Raw genomic sequence first — 25,227 nt, 5'->3', positions numbered from 1 at the left:
CAAACTTACAAAACGGACGTCGCAGCGCTGGCATGAAGGCAGATTGCGGCGGCCGCGGCCACGTTCAACGACTCTTCGCCACCCGGTTGCGCGATGCGCACGTGCGTTGTTGCGCGCGCAGCGAGTGCGGCGGACACGCCCTGCCCCTCGTGGCCCATCAGCCAGGCACAGGGATTCGGCAAGCGGAGCTGGTGCAGCCATTCGCCTTGGTGCGAACTGGTGGCGACGAGCGGCACCTTTAGGTTGTCGAGAACGTCGACCTCGACGCCTTCGATCAGACGCAAGCCGAAGTGCGCACCCATCCCCGCACGCAGCACCTTAGGGGCCCAAAGCGCCGCAGTGCCCTTGAGCGCTATCACTTGCCTGAAACCGAACGCCGATGCGCTGCGCAAAATCGAGCCCACATTGCCCGCGTCCTGCAAACGATCGAGGATGACGGTGGGCGCGTTTGGCAAGAGCACGAGCGGCTCGGGCAGATCGATCACGAAACCCATCGGCGCCGGCGACGCGAGCGCGCTCACTGCGGCCAGCAACGCATCCTCGATCACGATTGTTTTGACTGCCGCGCCGGACCATTCCACCTTGGCCTGCGGCCAGTACGTTTCGGAAAATACTGCTATGGCCGGCCGCACGCCACGTTCCAGCGCGGCTCGGCATAGGTGATCCCCCTCCAGCCAGAGGCGGCCGAGTCTGCGATAGGCGCCTGCGTCGTGCGACAGCTTGCGCAGGTCTTTCAGGAGCGGGTTGTCGCGCGAGCTGACATGGCTGACGTCGGGCGACGTCACTGTCCGAATCCGAGCATCGAAGGCGTTGTGGGTAAGACGCGCAATTCGATTTGTGTCACCGTCGTTTCGACCCGAACGCCGATAGCGACAGCGCCCATGCGCACCAATGCCGCCGCGACAGGACTGAATGAACGCCGGTGGTGAATGCATGCACCGTGACGCAGCAATGCCTCTAGGTGTTCGGGCGTGCCGTAGCCCTTGTGACCGGCAAAGCCGTACTGCGGAAACTCGTCGTGCAACTGTTGACAAAGCTTATCGCGATGCACCTTGGCAATGATCGATGCGGCCGAGATCGACTTGATGAATGCATCGCCCCGAATGACCGCTTCGGCCAGCACATCGAGCGTCGGCAACCGATTCCCGTCGACCAGCACCTTGGCAGGCTTCAGTCGCAGCCCCTCGACGGCACGACGCATGGCGATCATCGTCGCCTGAAGGATGTTGTGAGTGTCGATCTCTTCGACAGTTGCGTGCGCGATGGAGCAACACAACGCCTTCGCCAGAATCTGCTCGTTGAGCCGCTCCCGCTGCAACGCCGTCAGCGTCTTGGAATCGGCCAGGCCGCGAATGGGCCGTGAATCGTCGAGGATGACCGCGGCCGCGACGACGGGGCCAGCGAGCGGACCACGGCCTGCCTCGTCCACGCCCGCAAGCAGACCTGGCGCGTCCCACACCAGGCGCGACTGTTCAGCCTTCAAGAACTTTTTGGATCGCATCGGCACACAGTGTCGGCGTATCTCGCTGCAGTTGCTGATGCAGCGTCGTAAAACGTTGTTCGAGCGCACGCACCTTGTCGGGGGCTTGCAGCCATGCCAGCGTAGCCTCGGCCAGAGCCTCGGGCGTGGCAGCGTCTTGCAGCAATTCGGGTACGACGAACTCACCGCAAAGGATGTTCGGCAATCCGACCCAAGGCTGCAACTGCTTCTTTTGCATGATGCGCCACGAGATGCCGTTCATGTTGTACGCGATGACCATCGGACGCTTGAAAAGCGCGGCCTCCAGCGTGGCAGTGCCGCTGGCGATCAAGGTCGCATCGCAGGCAGCGAGCGCCGCATGAGATTGGCCATCGAGCAGCGTTATCTGGTCGGCTATGCCGCTGGCCTGAAGCGCGGCAACGACATCGGCGCGCAGGCTGGGAATGACCGGCACCACGAATTGCATGTTCGGTTTTGCGCGCTTCATGAGCGCCGCCGCTGCGAAGAATCGTGATGCCAGGTAACGCACTTCGGAGCGGCGACTGCCCGGCAGCAGCGCGACGACCGGCGCATTCGCATCTAGGCCCAACGCCACGCGGGCTGCGGCGCGATCGGGCTTCATCGGAATGACATCGGCCAGCGGATGACCCACGTAGCTCGCCGACACGCCGTGCTCGGCCAACAGCGCGGGTTCGAACGGAAAGATACACAGCACATGATCGGCTGCTGCGCGGATCTTTTCGACGCGGTCGGCACGCCACGCCCAGATCGACGGACAAACGAAGTGCACGGTCCTGATGCCGCGACCTCGGAGGCTTGCCTCGAGGTCGAGATTGAAATCAGGCGCATCGACGCCGATGAAAAGATCGGGCCATTCGCGCAGCAGCCGGGCTTTCAGCTGTCGGCGAATGCCGGAAATCTCTGCGTAGTGGCGCAGTACTTCGACATAGCCGCGCACTGCCAGCTTCTCTTGCGGCCACCAGGTCTCGAAGCCGCGTGCAAGCATGCGGGGACCGCCGATGCCGACCATCTTGAGGGCAGGCCAGCGAGCCCGCAACCCGTCGAGCAGCAGTCCGGCCAGCAGGTCGCCAGATGGCTCGCCCGCCACCATCGCGAATTGCCGCGGACCGACCTTGCTGTTCATGCCCGCTTCAGCGGTTCGGGTTTCTGAATGCTTCACCCGGCTCAACGCGCGATACCGCGCGTGACGCTGGACAGAAAGTCGCTCATGAGCGCGGCCTCGGCCGCCGCGTCGGGCATCTCGGCCGTCAACTCGCTGATGCCGGCACGGGCCTCGTCGAGCGTCTTAGCTTGCCGATACAGCAGACGATGCATCTGCTTGACCGCGGCGAGTCGCTCCGGCGAGAAACCGCGCCGCCGCAGGCCCACCAGGTTGAAGCCGCGTACCGCCATCGGATTGCCATCGACCAGCATGAAAGGCGGTACGTCCTGCGACACGGCGGTGGCAAAGCCGACCATCGCATGTGCGCCGATCTTCACGAACTGGTGGATGCCGACGAGCCCGCCGATCGTCACCCAGTCGCCGAGCTCGACATGGCCCGCGAGCGTCGTGTTGTTCGCCAACGTGGTGTGGTCGCCGACCAAGCAGTCGTGCGCGATGTGGGTGTAGGCCATGATCCAGTTGTCATGGCCCACGCGCGTAACGCCGCCCGCGCCTGGCACGCCGAGGTTAAAGGTGCAAAACTCACGGATCGTGTTGCGATCACCGATGACCAGTTCGGTCGGCTCGCCCGCGTACTTTTTGTCTTGCGGCACTGCACCGAGCGACGAGAACTGAAAAATGCGGTTGTCCTGGCCGATCGTCGTGCGGCCCTCGATCACGCAGTGCGCACCGACCGTGGTGTTCGCGCCGATCTTCACGTGAGGGCCGATGACCGTGTAAGGGCCGACCGCGACGGAACCGTCGAGTTCGGCTTTGGGGTCGACGATCGCCGTCGAATGAACCTGCGTCATGCGCCGTTCAGGATCAGTTGATCTGGCGCATGGCGCACATCAGAGTCGCTTCGCATGCGAGTTCGGTTCCTACGAGCGCACGACCCTTGAACTTGGAAATACCGGCCTTCATGCGCTCGATTTCAACTTCGAGCGTGAGCTGATCACCGGGCTCCACAGGCCGCTTGAAACGCGCGCCATCGATCGCAGCAAAGTAATAGATGGTGTTCTCGTCCGGCACCATGTCTAGCGAACGGAACGACAGCAACGCGGCGGCTTGCGCCATGGCTTCGAGCATCAGCACACCCGGCATCACCGGCCGGTGCGGAAAGTGTCCGTTGAAAAAGGGCTCGTTCATCGTCACGTTCTTGATCGCCGTGATCCGCTTGCCTTTTTCCATCGACAGCACTCGGTCAACCAGCAAAAACGGGTAGCGATGCGGCAGCAGCTTGAGGATTTGATGGATGTCCAGCGATGTGTCGAGCGCTGAATCGAGCGTGGAGTCGGGCGTTGTCATGGTGCTTTGTTGTCTTGCGTGGCCGCTTTCTCAAGCGCCCTAAGTCGATCGCGCAGAGTGTGTAACTGCCTGACGGTCGCGGCGTTTTTCTGCCAGGAAGCATTGTCGTCGATGGGGAACACACCAGTGTAGTGGCCCGGCTTGAGGATGGACCCCATGACCGTGGTGCCGGCCGAGATATGCACCCCGTCGGCGATGGTCACGTGCCCGATGATGATTCCCTGCCCGCCGATGGTGCAATGCGCGCCGATGCTGGTGCTGCCCGCGACGCCGGTGCAGCCGGCCATCGCCGTATGCTTGCCGATTCGGACGTTGTGACCGATCTGGATAAGGTTGTCGAGCTTGACGCCGTCTTCGATCACGGTGTCATCGAGCGCTCCACGATCGATGCATGTATTGGCGCCGATGTCGACGTCGTCGCCAATGCGTACCGCACCAAGCTGCTCGATCTTGACCCACTTCCCTTCGTGCAGTGCATTTCCGAAGCCATCGGCACCGATCACCACGCCCGGATAGAGGTTGCAACGCGCGCCAATGATGCAGTCTTCGCTCACCGTCACGTTCGATTTAAGGACAGTGTCTGCGCCGATCCGCACGCCACGCTCGATCACGCAGAGCGCGCCGATACGGGCCGTCGAGTCGATGTCTGCGCCGGGATCGATGATGGCGCTGGGATGGATGCGCGGCGTGGCCGGTCGTGCAAGGTGTGCCTTCCACAACTGCGTGAGCAGTGCGAAGTAATACTGCGGGTCACTTGCAACGATAAAGGCGCCGCGTGCTGCGGCGATTTCGCGCATCGCGGAAGCGACGATCACGCAAGCCGCCTTCGATACGACGAGGTCGTCGTTGAATTTGGAGCTGCTGAGAAAAGTGAGAGCGTCTGCCTGCGCGCTTTTCAATGGCGCGAGCCGCTCGATCGAAACTGCGCGGTCGCCATGGAGTTCGCCACCCAGGGCGTCGACGATGGCGCCAAGCGACAGTGCCACGGCGATCGTCCTCTTATTTGCTAGCGGCCGGCGAAGGCGCCGAAGAAGGCGCGTTCAACGCCTTGATCACCTTGTCGGTGATGTCGTGCTTTGGGTTGATGTAGATCGCTTCCTGCAGGATGGCGTCGTACTTCTCCGCCTCGGCAACTTGCTTCACGACGCGGTTGGCCCGCTCGTAGACCTGTTGCAGCTCTTCGTTCTTCCGGGCATTCAGGTCTTCCTGAAACTCGCGTCGCTTGCGCTGAAAGTCGCGGTCCTGGTCTACCAACGTGCGCTGTCGCGACGCACGCTGGGCTTCAGACAATGTCGGCGCTTCCCGCTCGAACTTTTCAGAGGCGCTCTTCAAGGCATCGCCCTGCCCCGCGAGGTCTTTCTCACGTTTCGAGAACTCTGCTTCGAGTTTGGCTTGCGCTGCCTTGGCAGGTTGTGCCTCGCGCAGCACACGATCCGGGTTGACGAAGCCGACGCGGAACGTTTCCTGCGCTTGCGACGGTGCACAAACAAATGCCAGTAAAGAGATCAGCAGCGTACCGGCCGCACGAACCAAATTGCTCATCAGAACGAAGTTCCAATCTGAAATTGCAAGCGTTGAACGCGATCGGCAGGCACCAATTCGATCAACGCATTATTCGGATCAACGACCTGCTTCTGCTGACGAATCGGGATCGCATAGGCAAGGCGCAGCGGTCCGAGCGGCGAAACCCAACTGATGCCCAAACCAACCGAGGCGCGGATCTTTTGCTGCGCTTTCCATTGTGCGTCGGTCACGCCGGTGCCACGGGTGGAGAACACATTGCCTGCGTCGAAGAACGAGTACAGCCGCAGCGTACGGTCGTTACCGGCACCTGGAAACGGCGTGCTCAATTCGGCATTGAAAATGGCCTTCTTGGTACCGCCGAGCGAAGCGCCCGTGACGAAGTCGCGCGGGCCGAGCGAGTTCTGCTCGAAGCCGCGAACCGAACCCAGGCCCCCGGCATAGAAGTTCTTGAAGATCGGGTACGCCTTGTCACCATACGGCCGGGCATAACCTGCTTCGCCGTTGATCGAGAACGTGTATTGCTTGGTGATCGGGAAAAACTGCTGGTACTGATAGCTCGACTTGAGATACTTCATGTCGCCACCGACACCGATTTCCAGGTTGGCGCGCTGCAGGCGACCGCGGGTCGGAACCAGTGCGCTGTCGCGGTCATCGCGCGACCAGCCGATGGTCAGAGGGATGCCAAACACCGACGCGTTAGAACAACTGGTCACGATGCCGGTGGTGCCATTTGTCGTGCACCCGAAGTAGTCGCGATATGCCTGAGGCGAGGCGCTGTAGACGTATTGCCCGTTGACCAGCGTGTAGGTTCCGTTCGAGCCGGGATCGAAACGATAGCGCTCAAGCCCGATGCCGAAGAACACTGTGTCGACTTCGCTGAACGGCACGCCGAAACTGATCGAGCCTCCTTCGTGCACGAGTTTGTAGTCACCGTCCGCCGCATAGTAGGGACGCGTTGTCGCGGAATAGAGGCTGAAGGTCCGGGAGATGCCATCGGCCGTGAAGTACGGATCGGTCGCCGTAATTGAGATCGTGCGGTTGTACTTGCTGGTGTTGATCTGCAAGCCAAGGTAGTTGCCCGAACCGAAGACGTTTTCTTGCGTGATGCCGAACGTCAGAGAGACCTTTTCTGCACTGGAGAAGCCGGCACCCAGCTGCAGAGTGCCTGTAGGTTTTTCAACAACGCTCACCGTCAGGTCGACCTGATCGGGTGTGCCGGGGATTTCGACCGTGTCGACGTTGACCTCGGTGAAAAAGCCGAGACGGTCCACGCGATCGCGCGACAGCTTGATCTTGTCGCCGTCGTACCACGACGCCTCGTATTGACGGAACTCACGACGGACGACTTCGTCACGCGTGCGGTTGTTGCCGCCGATGTTCACGCGGCGAACATACACGCGGCGCGAAGGTTCGGCCTGCAGCGTCAGGTTGACGCGGTTGTTGACGCGGTCGACTTCGGGCTGTGCCTGCACGCGTGCAAAGGCATAGCCGAAGGTACCGAAATAGTCTGTGAAAGCCTTGGTGGTAGCCGTGACGTCTTCGCCGTTGTAGGCCTCGCCCGGCTTGATGGTGACGAGCGACTTGAACTCTTCATCGCGGCCAAGATAGTTGCCCGCGAGCTTGACGCCAGCCACGACAAACTTCTCGCCTTCTGTCACGTTGACGGTAACCGACAGATCCTGCCGGTCGGGCGAGATGGCGACCTGGGTCGAATCGATGCGGAACTCGAGGTAGCCGCGCGTGAGGTAGTACGAGCGCATCGTCTCAAGGTCGGCATTGAGCTTGGCGCGCGAATACTGGTTGGACTTGGTGTACCAGCTCATAAAGCCGCCGCTGTCCTGATCGAACAAGTCGAGCAAGGTCGACTCGCTAAAGGCCTTGTTGCCGACGACCCGGATTTCGCGGATGCGGGCGGAATCGCCTTCGTTCACCGTGAAGGTCAGGTTGACGCGATTACGTTCCGTCGGCGTCACGGTGGTCACGACGGTGGCGTTGTACAGGCTCTTGCTGATGTACTGGCGCTTCAGTTCTTGCTCGGCCTTGTCGGCCAGTGCTTTGTCGTAGGGGCGCCCTTCGGCCAGCCCGACTTCGCGCAGCGCTTTTTGCAGGACGGCTTTGTCGAACTCCTTGGTGCCGGCGAAATCGACATCGGCAATCGTCGGACGCTCTTCGACGATGACTACCAGCACGTTGCCGCTCACGTCGATTCGAACGTCCTTGAACAGCCCCAGATCGAACAGCGCTCGAATCGCAGCAGAGCCACGATCGTCGCTGTAGGTGTCGCCGACACGGAGCGGCAACGACGCGAAGATCGTTCCCGGCTCCACGCGTTGCAGGCCTTCGACCCGGATGTCGCGAACCGTGAATGGCTCGATAGCCCATGCGGCTGTTGCAGCCAGTGCACCGGCGACTACCGCTGCCACGCTACGCAAGCGAAAGCGACTGAAGTGTTTGTTCATCTGTGAAATGGGCCGGCTCGGAAAGAGACGACCGAAAGTTAACCAAGGAGCCGATTTACGTCGTTGAACAGTGCGATCGACATCATGACGAGAAGCAACGCGACGCCGCCGCGCTGAAAGCGTTCCATCCATGCGTCGGATACGCTTTTGCCTGTCAGGCCCTCCCAAAGATAATACATCAGGTGCCCCCCGTCGAGGACAGGCAAAGGCATGAGATTCAGGACCCCCAAACTGACGCTGATAAGTGCCAGAAATATGAGGTATTGGGTGAGCCCCATGCTCGCAGATTTGCCTGCGTAGTCAGCGATGGTGAGAGGTCCGCTGAGATTCTTGAGAGACGCCTCGCCGATAACCATCTTGCCCATCATGCGCACAGTCAGAGCAGACACTTCCCAGGTGCGAACGACGCCGCGCCAGAGGCCCATGATCGGACCTTGGCGCACAGTCACCATGACCGGCGGCGCGCCAACGTAGGCGCCAATGCGACCCACTTTGGCGGTGCCTTCGTCGCGAACGTCAGGAACGACATCGATGCTTATCGAGCGCCCGCCGCGCTCGATTGCCCAAGCCTGCATTTTCGGCTTTCCGTCATCCACCGAAGCGCGGATGACCTCGCGCAGTTGCTGCCCGTCCACGATGGCCGCAGTCCCGATCGATCGCACGAGATCGCCTTTCTTCAAGCCGGCGCGGTCGCCTGCGCTGCCCGCAACGACATCACCTATCTCAGGACGGGTCAGCGGTGCGATGACGCCTATCTTGCGAAACATCTGCGCGTCGGCATCCTTGGCCTCGACGCGGCTGAGCGGCAGCACCAGCTCGCGCGCAGGCTTACCACCCTCGTCCGAGATTTCGAGCGTCAGGTCGCGACGATCGAGTGCTGCCCGTGTCATGCGCCAGCGCAAGTCTTCGAACGAATCGACCGTGTCGAGCTCGCCGTCGAAGCCGGCACGCGTGATGTGCTCGCCGCCGCGCAGGCCGGCCTGTTCAGCTAAAGATGCCGGCACCGGACGTGCCAGCGTCGCCACCGGCTCCTGCACGCCGATCCAGTTGACGACGGTATAAAGCGCGACCGCCAGCAGCAGATTCGCAATCGGACCCGCCGCCACGATGGCCGCGCGCGAACGGAGCGGCTGGACGTTGAAAGCGCGATGCCGCTCTTCAGGCGCCACCACACCTTCGCGCTCGTCCAGCATCTTCACGTAGCCGCCGAGCGGAAACATACCGATGACGAACTCGGTTTGCTGACCCGGGCGCTGGCGCTTCGGCTGCCACCGGTAGAGCGTCTTTCCAAAACCGACCGAGAAGCGCAACACCTTGACGCCGCAGGCCACCGCGACGCGATAGTGGCCGTACTCATGAACAGCGATAAGTACACCCAGCGCGACGATAAAGGCAACGACTGTGAGCATCGGAATTCCCCCTGTTTGAAACGTCAGGCCGCGGCGAATCGTAGCGCGGCGGCGTTGGCAGCCCGTCGCGCTACCGCGTCGAGCGCCAGCAGATCGGCGAGCGACGACGGTTTGGAGGAAGCAACCACCTCCAAAGTTTCCATGTTCACTGCGTGTATGAGGTCGAAGCGCAGACGTCTATCCAGGAAAGCTTGAACGGCAACTTCATTGGCTGCGTTCAGCACGGCCGTCGTGCCCGGCGCAGCGCGCAGTGCCTGCCATGCCAGATCGAGACCTGGGAAGAGCGCCGCATCAGGCGTCTCGAACGTCAAGGCACCCATCGTCCGGAAGTCGAGCCGCGCCGCACCGCTCTCGATGCGCTCAGGCCATGCGAGGCCAACGGCGATAGGCACGCGCATGTCGGGCGTACCCAATTGCGCGACGACCGATGCATCGGTGAACTGCACCATCGAATGCACCACGCTTTGAGGGTGGATCACCACCTCGATCCGTTCGGGCAAGACACCGAACAGATGACGCGCTTCAATGACTTCGAGCGCCTTGTTCATCATCGTCGCGGAGTCGACCGAGATCTTGCGGCCCATCACCCAGTTGGGATGGGCACAGGCTTGCTCCGGCGTGACCTGGCTCAAGCTGCCGGCGGCGCGTGTGCGGAACGGACCACCCGAAGCGGTGAGGATGATTTTATCGATGCGCCGACCCCAGGTCGCCGGGTCTTCGGGCAGCGATTGAAAGATGGCCGAATGCTCGCTGTCGATCGGCAGCAATGTCGCGCCTCCCTCACGCACGGTGTGCATGAAGAGTTCGCCGCCGACCACGAGCGCCTCCTTGTTGGCCAGCAACAGCCGCTTGCCGGCGCGCGCAGCAGCAAGGCAAGCGCCAAGCCCCGCCGCGCCGACGATGGCGGCCATGACTGCGTCTACTTCGTCGTGCGAGGCTATCGCTTCGATTGCGTCCGGCGCCGTCAGCACGCGCGTTGCACTGCCGTTTTGCTTCAGCTTGTCGGCCAGCAGGTCAGCGTGTGGCACGCTGACCATCACAGCGAAGCGCGGCTTGAAACGCATGCATTGGGCGAGCAGTTCGTCGACCTTGGTCGCGGCCGACAACGCGAAAACCTCGAAGCGATCGAGATGGCGCGAAATCACATCGAGCGTGTTGACGCCGACCGAGCCGGTCGAGCCCAACACGGTAATGCGCTGCTTAAGCGTATTCACAGAATGACCACAACATCATCGCGATCGGCAAAGCCGGAAGCAGTGCGTCGACCCGATCGAGCACCCCTCCATGGCCGGGCAGCAGACTGCTGCTGTCTTTGGCGCCGGCGCTGCGCTTGATGAGCGACTCGACAAGATCGCCGACCACGCTCATCGCCGCCATGAACACCACGCCGATCAGCAGCAACCACCAGCCCCGTTGCGCCAGCCGCGTGTAGAGGCTCGCAACCATCGCCTGTGCCGACGCATCGGCCCAAACCCATGCCAGCGCCAGCACCAGGACACCGGCCATACCGCCCCAAACCCCTTCCCAACTCTTGCCCGGACTGATCGACGGTGCCAGTTTGTTGCGCGTAAATTTGAGGCCAAAGGCGCGTCCGGCGAAATACGCGAACACGTCGGCCACCCACACGAGCAGCAAGATCGACAGCAAAAAATTAATGCCGATCATGCGAGCCTGCACTGCGGCCATCCAGGCCACCCACAACGCCAGCAAGCCGCCCACCACGCGCAACGGTTTGGGGATGCGCGGCCAGCCGGGCACTGCGGCGCGCAGCAAAAAGGCCCCGCCCAACACCCATGCCGCACTCGCGACGATCCATACGATGGAAAGCGACTGGTCTAGCAAACCTAGCGCCCAGGACAACAGGCAAAGACAAAGGATCTCGGCCCCGAACAGCAGCGAGATACCCTGCCCATAGCCATTTAGCTTGCCCCACTCCCAACCCGCTGCGGCAATCAACGCCAGCATGACACAAGCGAAAGGAATCGAAACGGTGCCGTGGGAAGGATAGAAGAGAGCCGGCAACAAGATCGCCAGAAGGACGATCGCCGTGATGATTCTTTGCTTGAGCATTTGACCTAAGTTGCGTCAGGCCGGCTGTCTGGCGCGCTCGGCGCCCGACGAAAGCTGCGCAGAGGTCTTTCCAAAACGACGCTCGCGACGCTGGAAGGCACCGATCGCCTCATCCAGCGCGGCCTCGTCGAACTCCGGCCAGAGCTTGTCGCTGAAGAACAGCTCCGCATAAGCGCTCTGCCAGAGCAGGAAGTTCGACAATCGCTGCTCTCCACCGGTGCGAATAAAAAGATCGGGGTCCGACACATGGGAAAGCGCCATCTCGCGGTCGAGGCTCACTTCGGTGATCGGCTCGCCGCGCTCCGCCAATGCAGCTGCGGCACGGGCGATGTCCCATCGACCACCGTAGTTGAAGCACACGTTGAAAATTAGGTGCGTGTTGTTCGCCGTCGCTGTCTCGGCCTGCACCAGTCCAGCGGATATCTTTTCGGACAGACCGCCACGCTCACCGACGAAATGCAAACGCACACCGTCTTTGCTCAGTCGCGGCACTTCACGCGTCAATGCACCCACCATCAGGTCCATGAGGCCGGAGACTTCCTCGACTGGACGATTCCAGTTCTCGGAAGAAAACGCAAACACAGTCAGCACGCCGACGCCACGATCAACGCAAGCCTTGACGCAGCGACGGAGCGATTCGACACCCTGCTTATGACCGGCAACACGCGGCAAAAACCGCCGCGTGGCCCAGCGGCCATTGCCATCCATGACGATGGCGATGTGATTCGGCACGGCAGGTGTTTGCCCCATGCTAGACGGCCATGATCTCCGCCTCTTTGGCGGCGACGAGGCGGTCGACTTCCGAGATATGACGGTCGGTCACTTTCTGGATCTCAGCCTCGGCACGCTTCTGGTCATCTTCCGAAGCCAGCTTGTCTTTCACCAGTTTCTTTACCGATTCGTTGGCATCGCGTCGAAGATTGCGCGTAGCGATCTTGGCGCTCTCGCCCTCGTTGCGGACCAGTTTGGTCATCTCGCGCCGACGCTCTTCGCTCATGGCTGGCAACGGCACACGAATGAGGTCGCCCATCGACGCCGGGTTGAGCCCCAGATCGCTTTCGCGAATCGCCTTTTCGATCTTGGCGCCCATGCCTTTTTCCCAAGGCTGGACGCTGATCGTGCGCGAGTCGAGCACCGAGACATTGGCGACCTGGCTCAGCGGCACCGACGATCCGTAGTAATCGACGTGGATCGAATCGAGTAACGCCGAGTTGGCGCGGCCGGTGCGGATCTTGGTAAGGTTGTTCTGGAATGCGGCGAGCGACTGGTTCATCTTGACGTCGGTCGCACTGCGAATGTCTGCAATGGTCATCTATAAGTACTCCTCAAGCGTGCACCAAAGTGCCTTCGTCTTCACCCAGCACGACGCGTTTGAGCGCACCGTTCTTGAAGATCGAAAACACCTTGATCGGCAGCTTTTGATCCCGGCACAGCGCAAATGCCGTGGCGTCCATGATCCCGAGATTGCGCGAAATCGCCTCGTCGAAGGTCAGGCTCGTGTAGCGAGTCGCGTTCGGGTCTTTCTTGGGGTCAGCGCTGTACACGCCGTCCACCTTTGTCGCCTTCAGCACCAGTTCGGCGCCGATCTCGGCACCGCGCAACGCGGCAGCCGTGTCGGTCGTAAAAAATGGGTTGCCGGTGCCGGCCGCGAAGATCACGACCTTGCCCTCTTCGAGGTACTGAAGCGCCTTCGGCCGCACGTAAGGCTCGACCACCTGCTCAATGGCAATGGCCGACATCACGCGGGCCACGAGCCCCTGCTTGTTCATGGCGTCGGCAAGTGCCAGTGCGTTCATGACAGTGGCGAGCATGCCCATGTAGTCGGCAGTGGCCCGGTCCATTCCGACCGAACCGCCGGCCACGCCGCGAAAAATGTTGCCGCCGCCGATCACGACCGCCAGTTCGACGCCCATGTTGACCACCTCAGCCACCTCTTCGACCATGCGGACTATGGTCGCGCGATTGATGCCGAAAGCGTCGTCGCCCATGAGCGCCTCCCCGGACAGCTTCAACAAGATTCGCTTGTGGGCTGGGCGGGGTTCGGACATGGGCATTTTCCTTCGGTGTTTGCGGGGCGAGTGTAGAGCGGGAATTACGCCGCCGCCTTGGCTGCAGCCACTTGGGCAGCAACTTCTGCGGCAAAGTCATCGACCTTTTTCTCGATCCCCTCGCCGACCACATAAAGGGTGAAGCCCTTGACGCTCGTACCGGCGGCCTTGAGCATCGCTTCAACGGTCTGCTTGTCGTTCTTCACGAAGGCCTGGTTATGCAGCGAAACCTCTTTCAGGTATTTCTGCACGCCGCCTTCGATGCGCTTGGCGACGATGTCGGCCGGCTGGGTTTTCTTGCCCTCGGCTTCAGCGGTCTTGCGGTCTTCCTCAGCTTTGCCGGCAGCCACAGCGCGCTCTTTTTCGATGAGTTCCGCAGGCACATCGGTGCTCGAAATAGACACGGGTTTCATCGCCGCAATATGCATTGCCACGTCTTTGGCCGCAGTGTCGTCACCTTCGAACTCGACCATTACGCCAATGCGCGTGCCGTGCAGGTACGACGCCAGCTTGCCGTTGCCAGCGAAATGCTTGAAGCGGCGAAAACTCATGTTCTCGCCGATCTTCCCGATCAGGCCCCGGCGCACGTCTTCGAGCGTCGGACCAAAGCCATCTTGCTCATACGAAAGCGCGCCAAGTCCAGCAATATCGGCCGGGCTGTGTTTCGCCACGAGCATCGCGGCGGCGTTGGCAAAAGCCAGGAAGCTGTCGTTCTTGGTAACGAAGTCGGTTTCGCAATTGATTTCGATCATGCCGCCCGCATCGCCATCGACAAACGCCGTGACCACGCCTTCGGCGGTGATACGGCCCGACGCCTTGCCGGCCTTGTTGCCGAGCTTGATGCGCAGCAACTCTTCGGCCTTTTCCATGTTGCCCTCGGCCTCCGTCAGGGCCTTTTTGCATTCCATCATCGGCGCGTCGGTCTTTGCGCGCAGTTCGCCGACCATGCTTGCGGTGATTGCAGCCATTTTTCTATCTCCGTAACTTCAAAAATCAGTATAAAAAAAAGGGGCAACGAAGCCCCTTCTTCAGGCTCGCGAGAGCGTGGATCAGGCCGAAGCACCTTCTTCGACTTCGACGAATTCGTCGCTGCCGCCGCCTTCGGCGATGGCCTTGACGACGTCACCGGCGGCGTTGTTGCGGCCTTCGATGATCGCGTCGGCGATGCCACGGGCGTACAACAAGACGGCCTTCGAAGAGTCGTCGTTACCAGGAATCACGTAATCGATGCCTTCAGGCGAATGGTTGGAGTCGACCACACCGATCATCGGTATGCCGAGCTTCTTGGCCTCGAGCACTGCAATCTTGTGGAAACCCACGTCGATCACGAAGATGGCGTCGGGCAGAGCGGCCATGTCCTGGATGCCACCGATGTCCTTCTCGAGCTTGGCGATTTCACGTGAAAAGGTCAGCTGCTCTTTCTTGCTCAGGCTTTCGAGGCCGACTTCTTGCTGCGCCTTCATGTCCTTCAAGCGCTTGATCGACGTCTTGACGGTCTTGAAGTTGGTCAGCATACCGCCGAGCCAGCGTGTGTCGACGAAAGGAACGCCGGCGCGGCGGGCTTCCGAAGCCACAATTTCACGGGCCTGGCGCTTGGTGCCGACCATCAAAATCGTGCCGCGGTTGGCCGTGAGTTGCTTGGCGTACTTCATCGCGTCCTGGAACATCGGGAGCGACTTTTCCAGGTTGATGATGTGAATCTTGTTGCGATGGCCGAAGATGAACGGGGCCATCTTGGGGTTCCAGAAGCGGGTTTGGTGACCGAAATGGACACCGGCTTCCAGCATTTCGCGCATGGTGGTCGACATAGAAATAACTCCAAAGGTTGGGTCTAAAATCCAGCCCGTTTTGAGTCTGTTTCGAACATCTTCGAAACAGGACACAACACCTTGATTGGGCTGGTTTGCGGATGCGTTTCAACAGGCACAGTAACAAGTAACTTGGGAGGAATTTGCCAGAAAGCAAGTTCACCAAACACCGTCACCGTATTACCAGCGAAACCATACGAGTATAGCACTGCCCGCTCTCGTTTTACCTCCGTCACTCCTCCTTGTCGCGTCCCGCTTCGCGCTCCTGCCCACCCCTTCCGCGCCTACGCTTTTAATCCCCATGAACGACCTCCATGCCACACGCCTTGCACTGCTCGCGGGCCAGACCGATGCGGCCACAGCCATGGAAGAAGCGATCCTCATCGCCGCGTCTGCGGCATGCGCCCATGCCTTCACCCGCACCATGTTTGATGAAGCGCGATCCGCGGCTGCCCTTGCGCCCCCGCAAAGTCCTTTGAGCGGACTCGCGTTTTCAGCCAAAGACCTGTTCGACATTGCCGGCCAGCCGACCCCCGCCGGATCGGTCGTGCTCGCACATTCAACGGCGGCCAGGGCCGACGCGACCGCCGTTACCCGCCTGCGTCAGGCCGGCGGCATCAATATCGGTCGGACCAACATGACGGAGTTCGCTTTCTCGGGCGTCGGCGTCAATCCGCACTACGGCACGCCGGCCAACGCATGCGATACGGCCACGCCGCGCATTCCGGGTGGCTCGTCGTCCGGCGCCGGGGTGTCCGTCGCGACCGGCGCGGTCTTCATCGGACTGGGCTCCGACACGGGCGGCTCGATCCGAATTCCGGCCGCTCTGAATGGCATCGTCGGCTTCAAGAGCACGGCACGGCTGGTGCCAACCGATGGCGCAGTCCCGCTCTCCACCACGCTCGATACGGTCTGCGCGATAACGCGATCGGTACGCGACGCAGTCACTGCGCACGAAATTCTGGCGGCACGACGCGTCGTCGCTGGCACGGCATCGCTTTCAGCTTACCGACTCGCCGTCGTCAAGAACGTTTTTCTCGACGACCTAGAGCCGACCGTGGCCATCGCTTTCGAGCGAGGTCTCAAGTCTCTCCGAGCTGCCGGTGCGTACATCCAGGAGATTGAACTGCCTGAGCTGGCCGAACTCGCCAACCTCAACGCGACCGGGGGTTTTTCAGCCCCCGAGGCTTATGCGTGGCACCGGTTGTTGCTGGAGCGCAGCGGTGCCGGCTACGACCCCCGTGTGGCACAGCGCATCCTGAAGGGTGCTGCCATGACGGCTTACCAGTACATCGATCTGGTTGCTGCGCGCCGAGACTGGATTACTCGCGTCGAGCGCAGCCTCGCGCCCTTCGATGCTGTGCTGTCACCGACGGTGCCGATCACGGCGCCCACGATCGAGAGTGTGGCGCCGGGCGAAGAACGCGACGACGTGTTCTTCCGCATTAACAGTCTGCTCTTGCGCAACCCGTCGATCGTCAACATGCTCGATGGCTGCGCCATCTCACTCCCTTGCCACGCGAAAGGCGAGCTACCCGTTGGCCTCATGCTCTGGCATGGCGCCCTGCACGATGATGCGGTGCTTGCCATCGCTTTGCAAATCGAGCGGACACTACAAGAACGGTAGCTTGCAAGGACAGTTGCTTCTCGCGGCTTTCAAACGCTGTATTGCACAGGCAAGCAGCGGACCCCTCATTGATTAAAGAGTTCGAATGAAAATCGCGATCGTTGGCGCCGGCATCATCGGCGTCACAACCGCTTGGGAGTTAGTGGCCGACGGACATGAGGTGACTGTCTTCGAACGCCGCGGCGCAGCCGCTGAAGAGGCCAGCTTTGCCAACGCTGGCGTGGTCGCACCCGGCTACGTCACGCCTTGGGCAGCGCCAGGCATGCGCGGCAAGGTGCTTCGGTCGCTGCTTTCGACGCACGGCGCCATCAAGCTTCGCTGGCCGATCAGCGCGCGCGATGTCAGGTGGATGTCACGCTGGCAAAAGGCCTGCAAACTGGAGACGTACCTGGCCAACCGAAGCCGCATGCAGCGCCTAGCGTTCTACAGTCGCACGCGCCTGCACGAGATTACCGAAGCCCGCGAGCTGAGCTACGAGCGAAGCGATGGCTACCTGGTTTTGCTGCGCTCGAAACGCGAGCAGAAACTGGTGCAGCCTGGCCTCGACGTATTGCGCGAAGCGGGTACGAATTTCCGGGAAGTCGATGCCAACGAAGCCCGGCGCATCGAGCCGGCACTGAGTACCGACACGGACCTGGCGGGCGCCATTCATCTGCCGGACGACGAGGTCGCCAATTGCCGCCAATTCGCGTTGCTCCTGAAGTGGGAGGCCGAGGCACTTGGGGCTCAATTTCATTTCAATTGCGATATCGCTCCCCTGAGTCGATCGGCACCCACTTCCCTGTCGTTGGCTGCCGGTTCACCCGCCCTTCCCTTCGATGCGGTCGTTGTGTGTGCTGGCTTGGCTTCTGCGCGTCTTCTGCGCCCGCTGGGCCTGCGGATTCCGCTGACGCCGGTGTACGGGCACTCGATCAGCGCAAACATCCGCGAGCCGTTGAACGCGCCGCAAAGCGCGGTAATGGACGAGCGCTACAAAGTCGCCATCTCTCGCCTCGGCCAACGCGTTCGCGTAGCCGGCAGCGCAGAACTCGGTGGATCACTCGACACCATGAACCCCGCTGCACTTCAGACGCTTTACAAGGTGTTGCAAGACTGGTTTCCGGGCGCAGCGACGCTTCAGTCGGGCGTGCAGCAATGGAAGGGTGCGCGACCGATGCTGCCCGACGGTCCGCCGGTGCTCGGCGCCAGCGGAGTGACAGGTATCTGGCTCAACCTCGGGCACGGCTCGAGCGGCTGGGCGTTGTCTTGCGGAAGCGCGCGCGTACTGGCCGACTTGGTCGGAGGGCGACGACCCGAGATCGATCTCGAAGGTCTGGGCGTCGAACGATTGATGTTGGCCTGAAAATATCGAGTGTCATGCAACGCATCACATCCGAAACGATTTGCGATCTATTCGACATCGCGGCCGCGCGCCGCATCGAAATTGCACACGCCGCCGGCCTTCCTGCGCACACGCTCATGCAGCGCGCCGGCATGGCGACCGCGCGGCTTGCGATGGCGATCACGCCGCACGCCCGCACCGTCTGGATCGCCTGCGGTCCGGGAAACAACGGTGGTGACGGCTTCGAAGCTGCGTGCGAGTTACAGCGCCGCGGCTTCGCGCCTGTAGTCACTTTTTGTGGCGATGCGGCGCGTTTGCCCGCGGACGCAATGGCATCTCTGTGGCGTGCCCGCGACGCAGGCGTCGTCATCGTCAACGAGCCACCCGCACAACATGACCTTGCGATCGACGCCCTGCTCGGCATAGGCTCGACACGCGCGCCTGAAGGCAAGATGGCTGAGTGGCTGCAGCTGATGCGCGCGGCCGAAGCGCCGCTGTTGAGCATCGACGTGCCGTCGGGCCTGAATGCCGACACTGGCGTGCTTGTGGCGAATTCCGCGAACGCCGTCGATGGCGCGAAGGCCTTCTCAGGCGACATACAGGCAAACAACAAAACAACGACGGCCGCCACACGCTACTGCCTGAGCCTTCTGACGTTGAAGCCCGGCCTCTTTACCGCGCACGGCCGCGACGCCGCTGGCGAAGTCTGGTTCGACGACTTGGGATGCGCTACCGCGGTCGAAACATCGACTGCAAAGCTGGCTGGCAAACCCCCGATAACCCGGCGGGCGCATGCGTCGCACAAAGGCAGCTACGGCGACGTCGCCGTGATCGGCGGCGCGCCCGGAATGGTGGGCGCAGCGCTACTCGCGGCGTCTGCTGCCCTTCACGCCGGCGCCGGGCGCGTGCTTGTCGGCTTGCTCGATCCGCATGCCGCGGCGGTCGACACCCAACAACCCGAGTTGATGTTGCGCAAGGTCGAGTCGCTCGACCTGTCCGCGCTTACCGTGGTCTGCGGCTGCGGCGGCGGAAACGCAGTACGCGCCCTGCTGCCGCGCGTCATCTCGACGGCCAAAGCACTGGTGCTCGACGCCGACGCCCTGAACGCGATCGCCCTCGATATGAGCCTGCAGCAATTGCTCGAAGCGCGCGTGCGACGCGGTCGCGCTACGGTGCTGACGCCACATCCGCTCGAAGCAGCACGCCTGCTGGAAGCGTCGGCGAGTGAAGTGCAATCGGACCGCCTTGCCGCTGCCCGAAGTTTGGCCGCGCGTTTCGGTGTCGTGGTGCTGAAAGGGTCAGGCTCGGTCATTGCCGCAGGCGCTGCCGCACCGATCATCAACCTCACCGGTAATGCGCGCCTGGCCACTGCAGGCACCGGGGACGTGCTGGCCGGGATGGTGGGCGCAGCGTTGGCCGGTGGACGATCGGCAATGGACGCAGCGCGCGAAGCGGTGTGGCGGCACGGCGCCTTTGCCGACCGTTGGCCCGAAGACCAGCCGCTTACGGCTGACGGCTTGGCCCGCCAACGACCGGATTAGCTCCAGCCCTGCGTTAGGTCAGCCGCGCCCCACAAACGGCATCTTGGTCGCCATGATGGTGTGGAACAAGACGTTCGCCTCAAGCGGCAGGTTCGCCATGTACAACACCGACTGACCCACGATCTTCACGTCGATCAATGGCTCGATGCCCAATTCGCCATTGGCCTGCGGCACGCCCTTTGCCATGCGTGAAGCGAGCTCGGTCATGGCGTTGCCGACATCGACCTGCCCCACGGCGATGTCGTACTTGCGGCCATCGAGGGACGCTGTCTTGGTCAGCCCCTTTACCGCGTGCTTCGTCGCCGTGTAAGCGATCGAATTCGGGCGCGGCGTCGTTGCCGAGATCGAACCATTGTTGATGATGCGACCACCGCGCGGCGTCTGCGCCTTCATCGTGCGAAAAGCCTGCTGGATGCAATAGAACATGCCGCTCAGGTTGATGTCGACGACGCCTTTCCATTGCGCTTCGGTCCAATCTTCAAAGGGACCTGCGGGGTTACCGACGCCAGCGTTGTTGAACAGCAAGTCGACACGGGCAAAGCGATCGACAGCGGCAGCGAACAATGCCTGGACCGACTCGGGACGTGCCACATCGGTCGGCACGGCAAGCACGCGTACACCAGCGCCCGATTCTTCGGCCACAGCTTCGAGTGGCTCGAGCCGGCGGCCAGCGAGAACGACATTCCACCCATCGCCCAGCAATGCGAGTGCCGCCGCGCGGCCGATGCCGGAACCGGCACCCGTGACAACCGCGACGCGGCCCTTGTTCTCAACGCTCATGTCTGTTTTCTCCTGGTGTTCAAAGTGAAACTCGTTCGAAGATGAGATCAACGGCGCGGCTTGCGCCCCTTCATCTTGTTTGCGGCGTTCTTCACGGCCGACTTGAAAGCCTGCATGGCCGATTGCGGCGCCGCCGCTGCCATTGCTACGTTGCCGCCCGCACTCGCAGCAGCAATGACTCGATCATGTCCGCGCTCGGCAACGGATTCGGACTTGTGCCGCGACCCGCGCTTGGCCGAAGCCTTGACGGGTGCGCCGCTCGACGACACGCCCTTGTCCTTCATCGCGCGCGAGGTGAGGTCTTCGCCCTCGCGCACCAGACGGAAATCGATCTTGCGACCATCCAGATCGACGCGACTCACCTGCACACGAACACGCGTGCCTATCGCATACCGCATACCGGTGCGTTCGCCACGAAGTTCCTGCCGCATCTCGTCGAACTTGAAGTACTCGCCACCCAGTTCGGTGATGTGCACCAGCCCTTCGACGTACATCGCGTCGAGCGTGACGAAGATGCCGAAGGTCGTCGCCGAACTGACGACGCCACCATATTCTTCGCCGAGATGCTCGCGCATGTACTTGCACTTGAGCCACGCCTCGACGTCGCGACTGGCTTCGTCGGCGCGGCGCTCGTTGGCACTGCAATGCAAGCCGGCGGCCTGCCAGGCCTGTACTTCCTTGGTGGGCGCCACGGCAGCCTTCTCGGGCTTGGTGGTCGGCGCCTTGACGCGCGATGCCAGCCGCTTTGCGAGCTTGGCATGCGCCTCGCCAGGCGTCGGCAACATCGGCAGCGTGTACTTCTGCTTGTTGAGAATCGCCTTGATGACGCGGTGAACAAGCAGATCAGGGTAACGGCGAATCGGGCTGGTGAAGTGCGTGTAAGCCTCGTACGCCAAACCGAAGTGACCGCTGTTGATCGGCGTGTAGATCGCTTGCTGCATCGAGCGCAACAACATCGTGGATATCTGTTGCGCGTCGGGCCGCTCCTTCGTCGCCAGCGCGATCGCCTGGAACTCGCCGGGCTTTGGATCATCGGTGATCGACAAGCCAACGCCCATTGCTTTCAGATAGCCCCGAAGGATTTCCTTCTTCTCGGGCGTCGGGCCTTCGTGCACGCGATAGAGACCGGGGTGCTTGCCTTCGGCGATGAAGTCGGCGCTGCATACGTTGGCGGCGAGCATGGCTTCTTCGATCAGCCGGTGCGCCTCGTTGCGCGTACGCGGGACGATCTTTTCGATGCGCCCGGCGTCGTCGCAAATGATCTGCGTCTCGGTGGTTTCGAAGTCGACCGCACCACGCTTGCCGCGTTGCTTCAGCAGCGCCTTGTACACGTCGGACAGGTTCAGCAAGTCCTTCACGCGGTCTTTGCGCTTGGCCGCTTCAGGGCCACGCGTGTTGACCAGAATCGCTGCGACTTCGGTGTACGTGAAGCGCGCATGACTGAACATCACGGCCGGGTAGAACTGGTACGCGTAGATCTCACCGTCTGCTGCAACCAGCATGTCGCACACCATGCACAGGCGCTCGACTTCAGGGTTGAGCGAGCACAAGCCGTTGCTCAACTTCTCCGGCAGCATCGGAATGACACGGCGAGGAAAATAGACGCTGGTGGCGCGGTCGTACGCGTCGATGTCGATGCCCGAGCCGGTCTGCACGTACGAGCTCACATCGGCAATGGCAACGAGCAATCGCCAGCCCTTGCCACGTCCGACCTTGGCCGGCTCGCAGTACACGGCATCGTCGAAGTCGCGTGCGTCTTCGCCGTCGATGGTGACGAGCGGCACGTCGGTCAAGTCGATGCGCCCCTTCTTGTCGGCGGGGCGCACCGTGTCGGGCAATGCTCTGGCTTCGGCCAGACACGCCTCCGAGAACTCATGCGGCACACCGTACTTGCGCACCGCGATTTCGATTTCCATTCCGGGATCGTCGATCTCGCCCAATACCTCTTTGACGCGACCGACCGGCTGACCGAACAGTGCAGGCGGCTCGGTGAGTTGCACCACCACGACCTGGCCGACCTTCGCGGTGCCGGTAGCGCCTTTCGGGATCAGCACGTCTTGCCCGTAGCGCTTGTCTTCGGGAGCGACAAGCCAGATGCCGCCCTCGTGCAACAGCCGGCCGATGATGGGTTGCTCGGGGCGCTCGACGATCTCTACGACACGGCCTTCAGGCCTGCCGCGACGGTCTTGTCGCACCACGCGCGCCTTGACGCGGTCTTTGTGCAGTACCGCACGCATCTCATTGGGCGGCAAATAAATGTCGGCTTCACCATCGTCGCGTTGTACGAAGCCGTGCCCATCGCGATGTCCTTGAACCGAGCCTTCGATCTCATCCAGCAAGCCGCTGGGATGGCCATTATTTTTGATACAATCTCTCTCTTTCCTGAAATTCAAAACACGTTGCACTTGTGCAGCATGTGGGCCCAGGTGGCGGAATTGGTAGACGCACTAGTTTCAGGTACTAGCGAGTAACATCGTGGGGGTTCGAGTCCCTTCCTGGGCACCAAGTTTAAATAAAACCATTCAAGGTTCATACGAATCAAGCCACCGGTCTCCGGTGGCTTTTTTGTTGCCCGATCGAAATGCGCGTGCGCCATCAAATCGGCAGCGCGATCAGGTCGTGGCCTTCGGCGCCGACGATGCGAGCGCGGGTGAATTCGCCCACCTTCATGGTCTTGCTGATCTTCTCTGGCGGCAGCAACCGAACAGTGCCGTCGATCTCGGGCGCGTCGGCATAACTCCGGCCCACACCGCCCTTTCGGCCCAGACCCGGCGCTGAATCCACAAGCACTTGCATCGTGGCGCCAATGCGCTTTTTCAGCTTCTCGATCGACACCGCTTCAGCCACTTCCATGAATCGGCCACGGCGGGCTTCGCGCTCTTCGATGGGCAACATCCCGGGGATGTCGTTGGCAGTCGCGCCCTCGACCGAACTGTAGGCAAAACAACCGGCCCGATCGATCTGCGCTTCTCGAATGAAGTCCAGCAAATGCTCGAACTCGGCTTCTGTCTCGCCCGGAAAACCGGCAATGAACGTACTCCGGATGACCAGTTCAGGACAGCCTTCGCGCCACCTTGCGATGCGCTCCAGATTCTTCTCGCCGCTGGCCGGACGCTTCATGCGCTTGAGCACATCCGGATGGCTGTGTTGAAGCGGCACATCGAGGTACGGCAATACCTGCCCGCTCGCCATCAACGGAATAATTTCGTCAACGCTCGGGTATGGATACACGTAATGCAATCGAACCCATGCGCCGTAAGGCTCTGCGATTTCGCCGAGCGTCTTCACCAAATCGAGCATGCGCGTCTTGACCGGCTTGCCGTCCCAAAAACCGGTGCGGTACTTGACGTCGACACCATAGGCCGACGTGTCCTGGCTGATGACCAGCAGCTCCTTCACGCCGCCTTCAAACAAGGCTTTGGCCTCGCTCAGCACGTCGCCTACGGGTCGTGACACAAGGTCACCGCGCATCGACGGGATGATGCAGAAGGTGCAGCGATGATTGCAGCCTTCGCTGATCTTCAGGTACGCATAGTGGCGCGGCGTGAGCTTGAGCCCGGCAATGCCGAAAGCGCCCGGCACGAGATCGATGAACGGATCGTGCGGCTTGGGCAAGTTCAGATGCACCGCATCCATGACCTCCTGCGTCGCATGGGGGCCGGTGACGGCGAGCACGCTCGGATGCATCTGGCGCACGAGGTTGCCACCAAGGTCCCCGGTCTTTGCGCCGAGGCATCCGGTCACGATCACGCGGCCGTTTGCAGCCAGCGCGTCCCCGATGGCGTCGAGACTTTCTCTGACGGCATCGTCGATGAAGCCGCAGGTGTTGACGATCACCAGATCGGCGCCTTCGAATGTTTTGGAGGTTTGATAGCCCTCGGCACTGAGGCGCGTAAGGATCAGCTCTGAATCGGTCAGTGCTTTGGGGCAGCCAAGGCTGACAAAGCCAACTTTAGGGGCGGCGACCACAGGGGCCGTTCGTTCGGGGAAAACAACTTCGCTCATATCCCCGTATTGTCCCAGCTATCGTCCGCCAATACGGCTTTCAGGGGCGCTTCAGACCGAATGCGCCGAGCACCTGCTCCGTGTTCTTCTGCATCTGCTCCTGCATCTGCAAAAAGACGTTCTTCGATTGCTCGACGTAGTTGCCCATCAGGCCTTGCAACATCGGGGACTGCGTCGTCATGAAGTGCGACCACATCTCCGGCGAAAGACCTTCGGCTTTCTCGGAGAGTTGGGCTTGCACCTCGGTCATCGCCTGGATGTTCTTTTCCAGATACGGGCCCATGTAGCTTTGCATGGTCTGCCCGTAGAACCGGATGAGACTGGACAGCACCTGCTCGGTAAACATCGGCGCGCCGCCCGCCTCTTCTTCGAGGATGACCTGCAGCAGGATGCTGCGCGTCAGGTCGTCGCCGGACTTGGCATCCCGCACCACGAAAGGCGCGCTCTGCATCACCAGTTGCTTGATGTCGGTCAACGTGATGTACGTGGAGGTTTCCGTGTCGTAGAGCCTTCGATTCGGGTACTTTTTGATGACGCGTTGTCCCGGCTTGCTACCGGACTTCTTGCTCTGCACTGGGAACTCCTTCATGTGTTCGCGCCGTCGCGTCGAAGGCATTCTAGGGAGCGGTTTCGCAGCGTCGCGCCAAGGTTTACCCTGACCGGCACCCGTGCGGCGCGTTGAGGC

The 25,227-nt window shown here is 61.6% G+C and carries 23 protein-coding genes and 1 tRNA gene; 4 read left to right on the top strand and 20 right to left on the bottom strand.

The window, feature by feature from the left end; all coding sequences use genetic code 11:
* Positions 1-5: 5 nt before the first annotated feature.
* From QN413_RS02360 to rpsB, 16 genes are all read right to left on the bottom strand, one after another.
* Complete coding sequence (locus QN413_RS02360; protein WP_323495065.1) at positions 6-785, bottom strand: RNA methyltransferase; 780 nt, start codon at positions 783-785, stop codon at positions 6-8.
* The gene (gene rnhB, locus QN413_RS02355) at positions 782-1,501 is read right to left on the bottom strand and encodes a ribonuclease HII (protein ID WP_323495064.1); all 720 of its coding nucleotides are present in this window, start codon (positions 1,499-1,501) and stop codon (positions 782-784) included. Before rnhB ends, QN413_RS02360 begins: the two co-directional genes overlap by 4 nt.
* Positions 1,473-2,624: a lipid-A-disaccharide synthase gene (lpxB, locus tag QN413_RS02350; RefSeq protein ID WP_323495063.1), complete on the bottom strand. Its 1,152-nt coding sequence runs from the start codon at positions 2,622-2,624 to the stop codon at positions 1,473-1,475. Before lpxB ends, rnhB begins: the two co-directional genes overlap by 29 nt.
* 41 nt (positions 2,625-2,665) lie before the next feature.
* Positions 2,666-3,454 (bottom strand): acyl-ACP--UDP-N-acetylglucosamine O-acyltransferase, encoded by a 789-nt coding sequence (lpxA, locus tag QN413_RS02345; protein ID WP_323495062.1) that lies wholly within the window; start codon positions 3,452-3,454, stop codon positions 2,666-2,668.
* Between the two features lie 13 nt (positions 3,455-3,467).
* Complete coding sequence (fabZ, locus tag QN413_RS02340) at positions 3,468-3,950, bottom strand: 3-hydroxyacyl-ACP dehydratase FabZ (protein ID WP_323495061.1); 483 nt, start codon at positions 3,948-3,950, stop codon at positions 3,468-3,470.
* Positions 3,947-4,936, bottom strand: coding sequence for a UDP-3-O-(3-hydroxymyristoyl)glucosamine N-acyltransferase (gene lpxD, locus QN413_RS02335; RefSeq protein ID WP_323495060.1), 990 nt, complete (start codon positions 4,934-4,936; stop codon positions 3,947-3,949). Before lpxD ends, fabZ begins: the two co-directional genes overlap by 4 nt.
* 13 nt (positions 4,937-4,949) lie before the next feature.
* The gene (locus QN413_RS02330; protein WP_323495059.1) at positions 4,950-5,492 is read right to left on the bottom strand and encodes an OmpH family outer membrane protein; all 543 of its coding nucleotides are present in this window, start codon (positions 5,490-5,492) and stop codon (positions 4,950-4,952) included.
* Positions 5,492-7,933 carry an outer membrane protein assembly factor BamA gene (bamA, locus tag QN413_RS02325; RefSeq protein WP_323495058.1) on the bottom strand — a complete coding sequence of 814 codons (2,442 nt, stop codon included), beginning with the start codon at positions 7,931-7,933 and terminating at the stop codon, positions 5,492-5,494. The genes QN413_RS02330 and bamA overlap by 1 nt, the downstream gene beginning before the upstream one ends.
* A gap of 38 nt (positions 7,934-7,971) precedes the next feature.
* The gene (rseP, locus tag QN413_RS02320) at positions 7,972-9,342 is read right to left on the bottom strand and encodes an RIP metalloprotease RseP (RefSeq protein WP_323495057.1); all 1,371 of its coding nucleotides are present in this window, start codon (positions 9,340-9,342) and stop codon (positions 7,972-7,974) included.
* A 23-nt stretch (positions 9,343-9,365) separates the two neighbouring features.
* Positions 9,366-10,556, bottom strand: coding sequence for a 1-deoxy-D-xylulose-5-phosphate reductoisomerase (gene ispC / locus QN413_RS02315; RefSeq protein WP_323495056.1), 1,191 nt, complete (start codon positions 10,554-10,556; stop codon positions 9,366-9,368).
* Positions 10,543-11,412, bottom strand: coding sequence for a phosphatidate cytidylyltransferase (locus QN413_RS02310; protein WP_323495055.1), 870 nt, complete (start codon positions 11,410-11,412; stop codon positions 10,543-10,545). Before QN413_RS02310 ends, ispC begins: the two co-directional genes overlap by 14 nt.
* 15 nt (positions 11,413-11,427) lie before the next feature.
* Positions 11,428-12,162, bottom strand: coding sequence for a polyprenyl diphosphate synthase (gene uppS, locus QN413_RS02305; protein ID WP_323495054.1), 735 nt, complete (start codon positions 12,160-12,162; stop codon positions 11,428-11,430).
* Between the two features lies 1 nt (position 12,163).
* Positions 12,164-12,724, bottom strand: a complete 561-nt coding sequence (gene frr / locus QN413_RS02300) for a ribosome recycling factor (RefSeq protein ID WP_187052207.1) — start codon at positions 12,722-12,724, stop codon at positions 12,164-12,166.
* A 13-nt stretch (positions 12,725-12,737) separates the two neighbouring features.
* Positions 12,738-13,460 (bottom strand): UMP kinase, encoded by a 723-nt coding sequence (gene pyrH / locus QN413_RS02295; RefSeq protein WP_187052208.1) that lies wholly within the window; start codon positions 13,458-13,460, stop codon positions 12,738-12,740.
* Positions 13,461-13,504: 44 nt separating this feature from the next.
* A complete protein-coding gene (tsf, locus tag QN413_RS02290; RefSeq protein WP_323495053.1) occupies positions 13,505-14,428 on the bottom strand; it encodes a translation elongation factor Ts in 924 nt (307 codons plus the stop codon).
* 81 nt (positions 14,429-14,509) lie between these two features.
* A complete protein-coding gene (gene rpsB, locus QN413_RS02285; RefSeq protein ID WP_187052210.1) occupies positions 14,510-15,268 on the bottom strand; it encodes a 30S ribosomal protein S2 in 759 nt (252 codons plus the stop codon).
* 301 nt (positions 15,269-15,569) lie between these two features.
* Here rpsB and QN413_RS02280 point away from each other — a divergent pair, with 301 nt between their 5' ends.
* The 3 genes from QN413_RS02280 to QN413_RS02270 all read left to right on the top strand — a co-directional run bounded on the left by QN413_RS02280 (position 15,570) and on the right by QN413_RS02270 (position 19,757).
* Complete coding sequence (locus QN413_RS02280) at positions 15,570-16,895, top strand: amidase (RefSeq protein ID WP_323495052.1); 1,326 nt, start codon at positions 15,570-15,572, stop codon at positions 16,893-16,895.
* A gap of 85 nt (positions 16,896-16,980) precedes the next feature.
* Positions 16,981-18,237 carry a D-amino acid dehydrogenase gene (locus QN413_RS02275; protein ID WP_323495051.1) on the top strand — a complete coding sequence of 419 codons (1,257 nt, stop codon included), beginning with the start codon at positions 16,981-16,983 and terminating at the stop codon, positions 18,235-18,237.
* 14 nt (positions 18,238-18,251) lie between these two features.
* Complete coding sequence (locus QN413_RS02270) at positions 18,252-19,757, top strand: NAD(P)H-hydrate dehydratase (RefSeq protein WP_323495050.1); 1,506 nt, start codon at positions 18,252-18,254, stop codon at positions 19,755-19,757.
* 18 nt (positions 19,758-19,775) lie between these two features.
* On the opposite strand, the gene QN413_RS02265 is transcribed toward QN413_RS02270, so the two are convergent.
* Entirely contained in the window at positions 19,776-20,537 is a 762-nt protein-coding gene (locus QN413_RS02265) for an SDR family oxidoreductase (protein WP_323495049.1), read from the bottom strand.
* A gap of 47 nt (positions 20,538-20,584) precedes the next feature.
* On the bottom strand, positions 20,585-22,876 hold the full coding sequence (gene rnr / locus QN413_RS02260) for a ribonuclease R (protein ID WP_416352120.1): 2,292 nt from the start codon (positions 22,874-22,876) through the stop codon (positions 20,585-20,587).
* Between the two features lie 81 nt (positions 22,877-22,957).
* On the opposite strand from rnr, the gene QN413_RS02255 reads away from it, so the two are divergent.
* Positions 22,958-23,042: transfer RNA gene (locus QN413_RS02255), tRNA-Leu, on the top strand.
* 90 nt (positions 23,043-23,132) lie between these two features.
* Here QN413_RS02255 and rimO read toward each other — a convergent pair.
* Both rimO and phaR read right to left on the bottom strand, forming a co-directional pair.
* The gene (gene rimO / locus QN413_RS02250; protein WP_323495048.1) at positions 23,133-24,542 is read right to left on the bottom strand and encodes a 30S ribosomal protein S12 methylthiotransferase RimO; all 1,410 of its coding nucleotides are present in this window, start codon (positions 24,540-24,542) and stop codon (positions 23,133-23,135) included.
* Positions 24,543-24,582: 40 nt separating this feature from the next.
* The gene (phaR, locus tag QN413_RS02245) at positions 24,583-25,131 is read right to left on the bottom strand and encodes a polyhydroxyalkanoate synthesis repressor PhaR (RefSeq protein ID WP_323495047.1); all 549 of its coding nucleotides are present in this window, start codon (positions 25,129-25,131) and stop codon (positions 24,583-24,585) included.
* Between the last annotated feature and the right edge of the window lie 96 nt (positions 25,132-25,227).

The sequence above is a fragment of the Variovorax sp. LG9.2 genome, assembly GCF_035018885.1.
Lineage (GTDB): Bacteria > Pseudomonadota > Gammaproteobacteria > Burkholderiales > Burkholderiaceae_C > Variovorax.
This window is presented reverse-complemented; position numbering and strand designations above follow the sequence as displayed.

Bases quoted from the DNA above. Each gene is read 5' to 3' on its own strand.
- phaR (WP_323495047.1), bottom strand. From the start codon at position 25,131: ATGAAGGAGTTCCCAGTGCAGAGCAAGAAGTCCGGTAGCAAGCCGGGA.
- rpsB (WP_187052210.1), bottom strand. From the start codon at position 15,268: ATGTCGACCACCATGCGCGAAATGCTGGAAGCCGGTGTCCATTTCGGT.
- QN413_RS02265 (WP_323495049.1), bottom strand. From the start codon at position 20,537: ATGAGCGTTGAGAACAAGGGCCGCGTCGCGGTTGTCACGGGTGCCGGT.
- fabZ (WP_323495061.1), bottom strand. From the start codon at position 3,950: ATGACAACGCCCGACTCCACGCTCGATTCAGCGCTCGACACATCGCTG.
- pyrH (WP_187052208.1), bottom strand. From the start codon at position 13,460: ATGTCCGAACCCCGCCCAGCCCACAAGCGAATCTTGTTGAAGCTGTCC.
- bamA (WP_323495058.1), bottom strand. From the start codon at position 7,933: ATGAACAAACACTTCAGTCGCTTTCGCTTGCGTAGCGTGGCAGCGGTA.
- lpxB (WP_323495063.1), bottom strand. From the start codon at position 2,624: ATGAACAGCAAGGTCGGTCCGCGGCAATTCGCGATGGTGGCGGGCGAG.
- lpxA (WP_323495062.1), bottom strand. From the start codon at position 3,454: ATGACGCAGGTTCATTCGACGGCGATCGTCGACCCCAAAGCCGAACTC.
- QN413_RS02270 (WP_323495050.1), top strand. From the start codon at position 18,252: ATGCAACGCATCACATCCGAAACGATTTGCGATCTATTCGACATCGCG.
- tsf (WP_323495053.1), bottom strand. From the start codon at position 14,428: ATGGCTGCAATCACCGCAAGCATGGTCGGCGAACTGCGCGCAAAGACC.
- QN413_RS02330 (WP_323495059.1), bottom strand. From the start codon at position 5,492: ATGAGCAATTTGGTTCGTGCGGCCGGTACGCTGCTGATCTCTTTACTG.
- rseP (WP_323495057.1), bottom strand. From the start codon at position 9,342: ATGCTCACAGTCGTTGCCTTTATCGTCGCGCTGGGTGTACTTATCGCT.
- rnhB (WP_323495064.1), bottom strand. From the start codon at position 1,501: ATGCGATCCAAAAAGTTCTTGAAGGCTGAACAGTCGCGCCTGGTGTGG.
- uppS (WP_323495054.1), bottom strand. From the start codon at position 12,162: ATGGGGCAAACACCTGCCGTGCCGAATCACATCGCCATCGTCATGGAT.
- QN413_RS02310 (WP_323495055.1), bottom strand. From the start codon at position 11,412: ATGCTCAAGCAAAGAATCATCACGGCGATCGTCCTTCTGGCGATCTTG.
- rimO (WP_323495048.1), bottom strand. From the start codon at position 24,542: ATGAGCGAAGTTGTTTTCCCCGAACGAACGGCCCCTGTGGTCGCCGCC.
- QN413_RS02275 (WP_323495051.1), top strand. From the start codon at position 16,981: ATGAAAATCGCGATCGTTGGCGCCGGCATCATCGGCGTCACAACCGCT.
- frr (WP_187052207.1), bottom strand. From the start codon at position 12,724: ATGACCATTGCAGACATTCGCAGTGCGACCGACGTCAAGATGAACCAG.
- QN413_RS02280 (WP_323495052.1), top strand. From the start codon at position 15,570: ATGAACGACCTCCATGCCACACGCCTTGCACTGCTCGCGGGCCAGACC.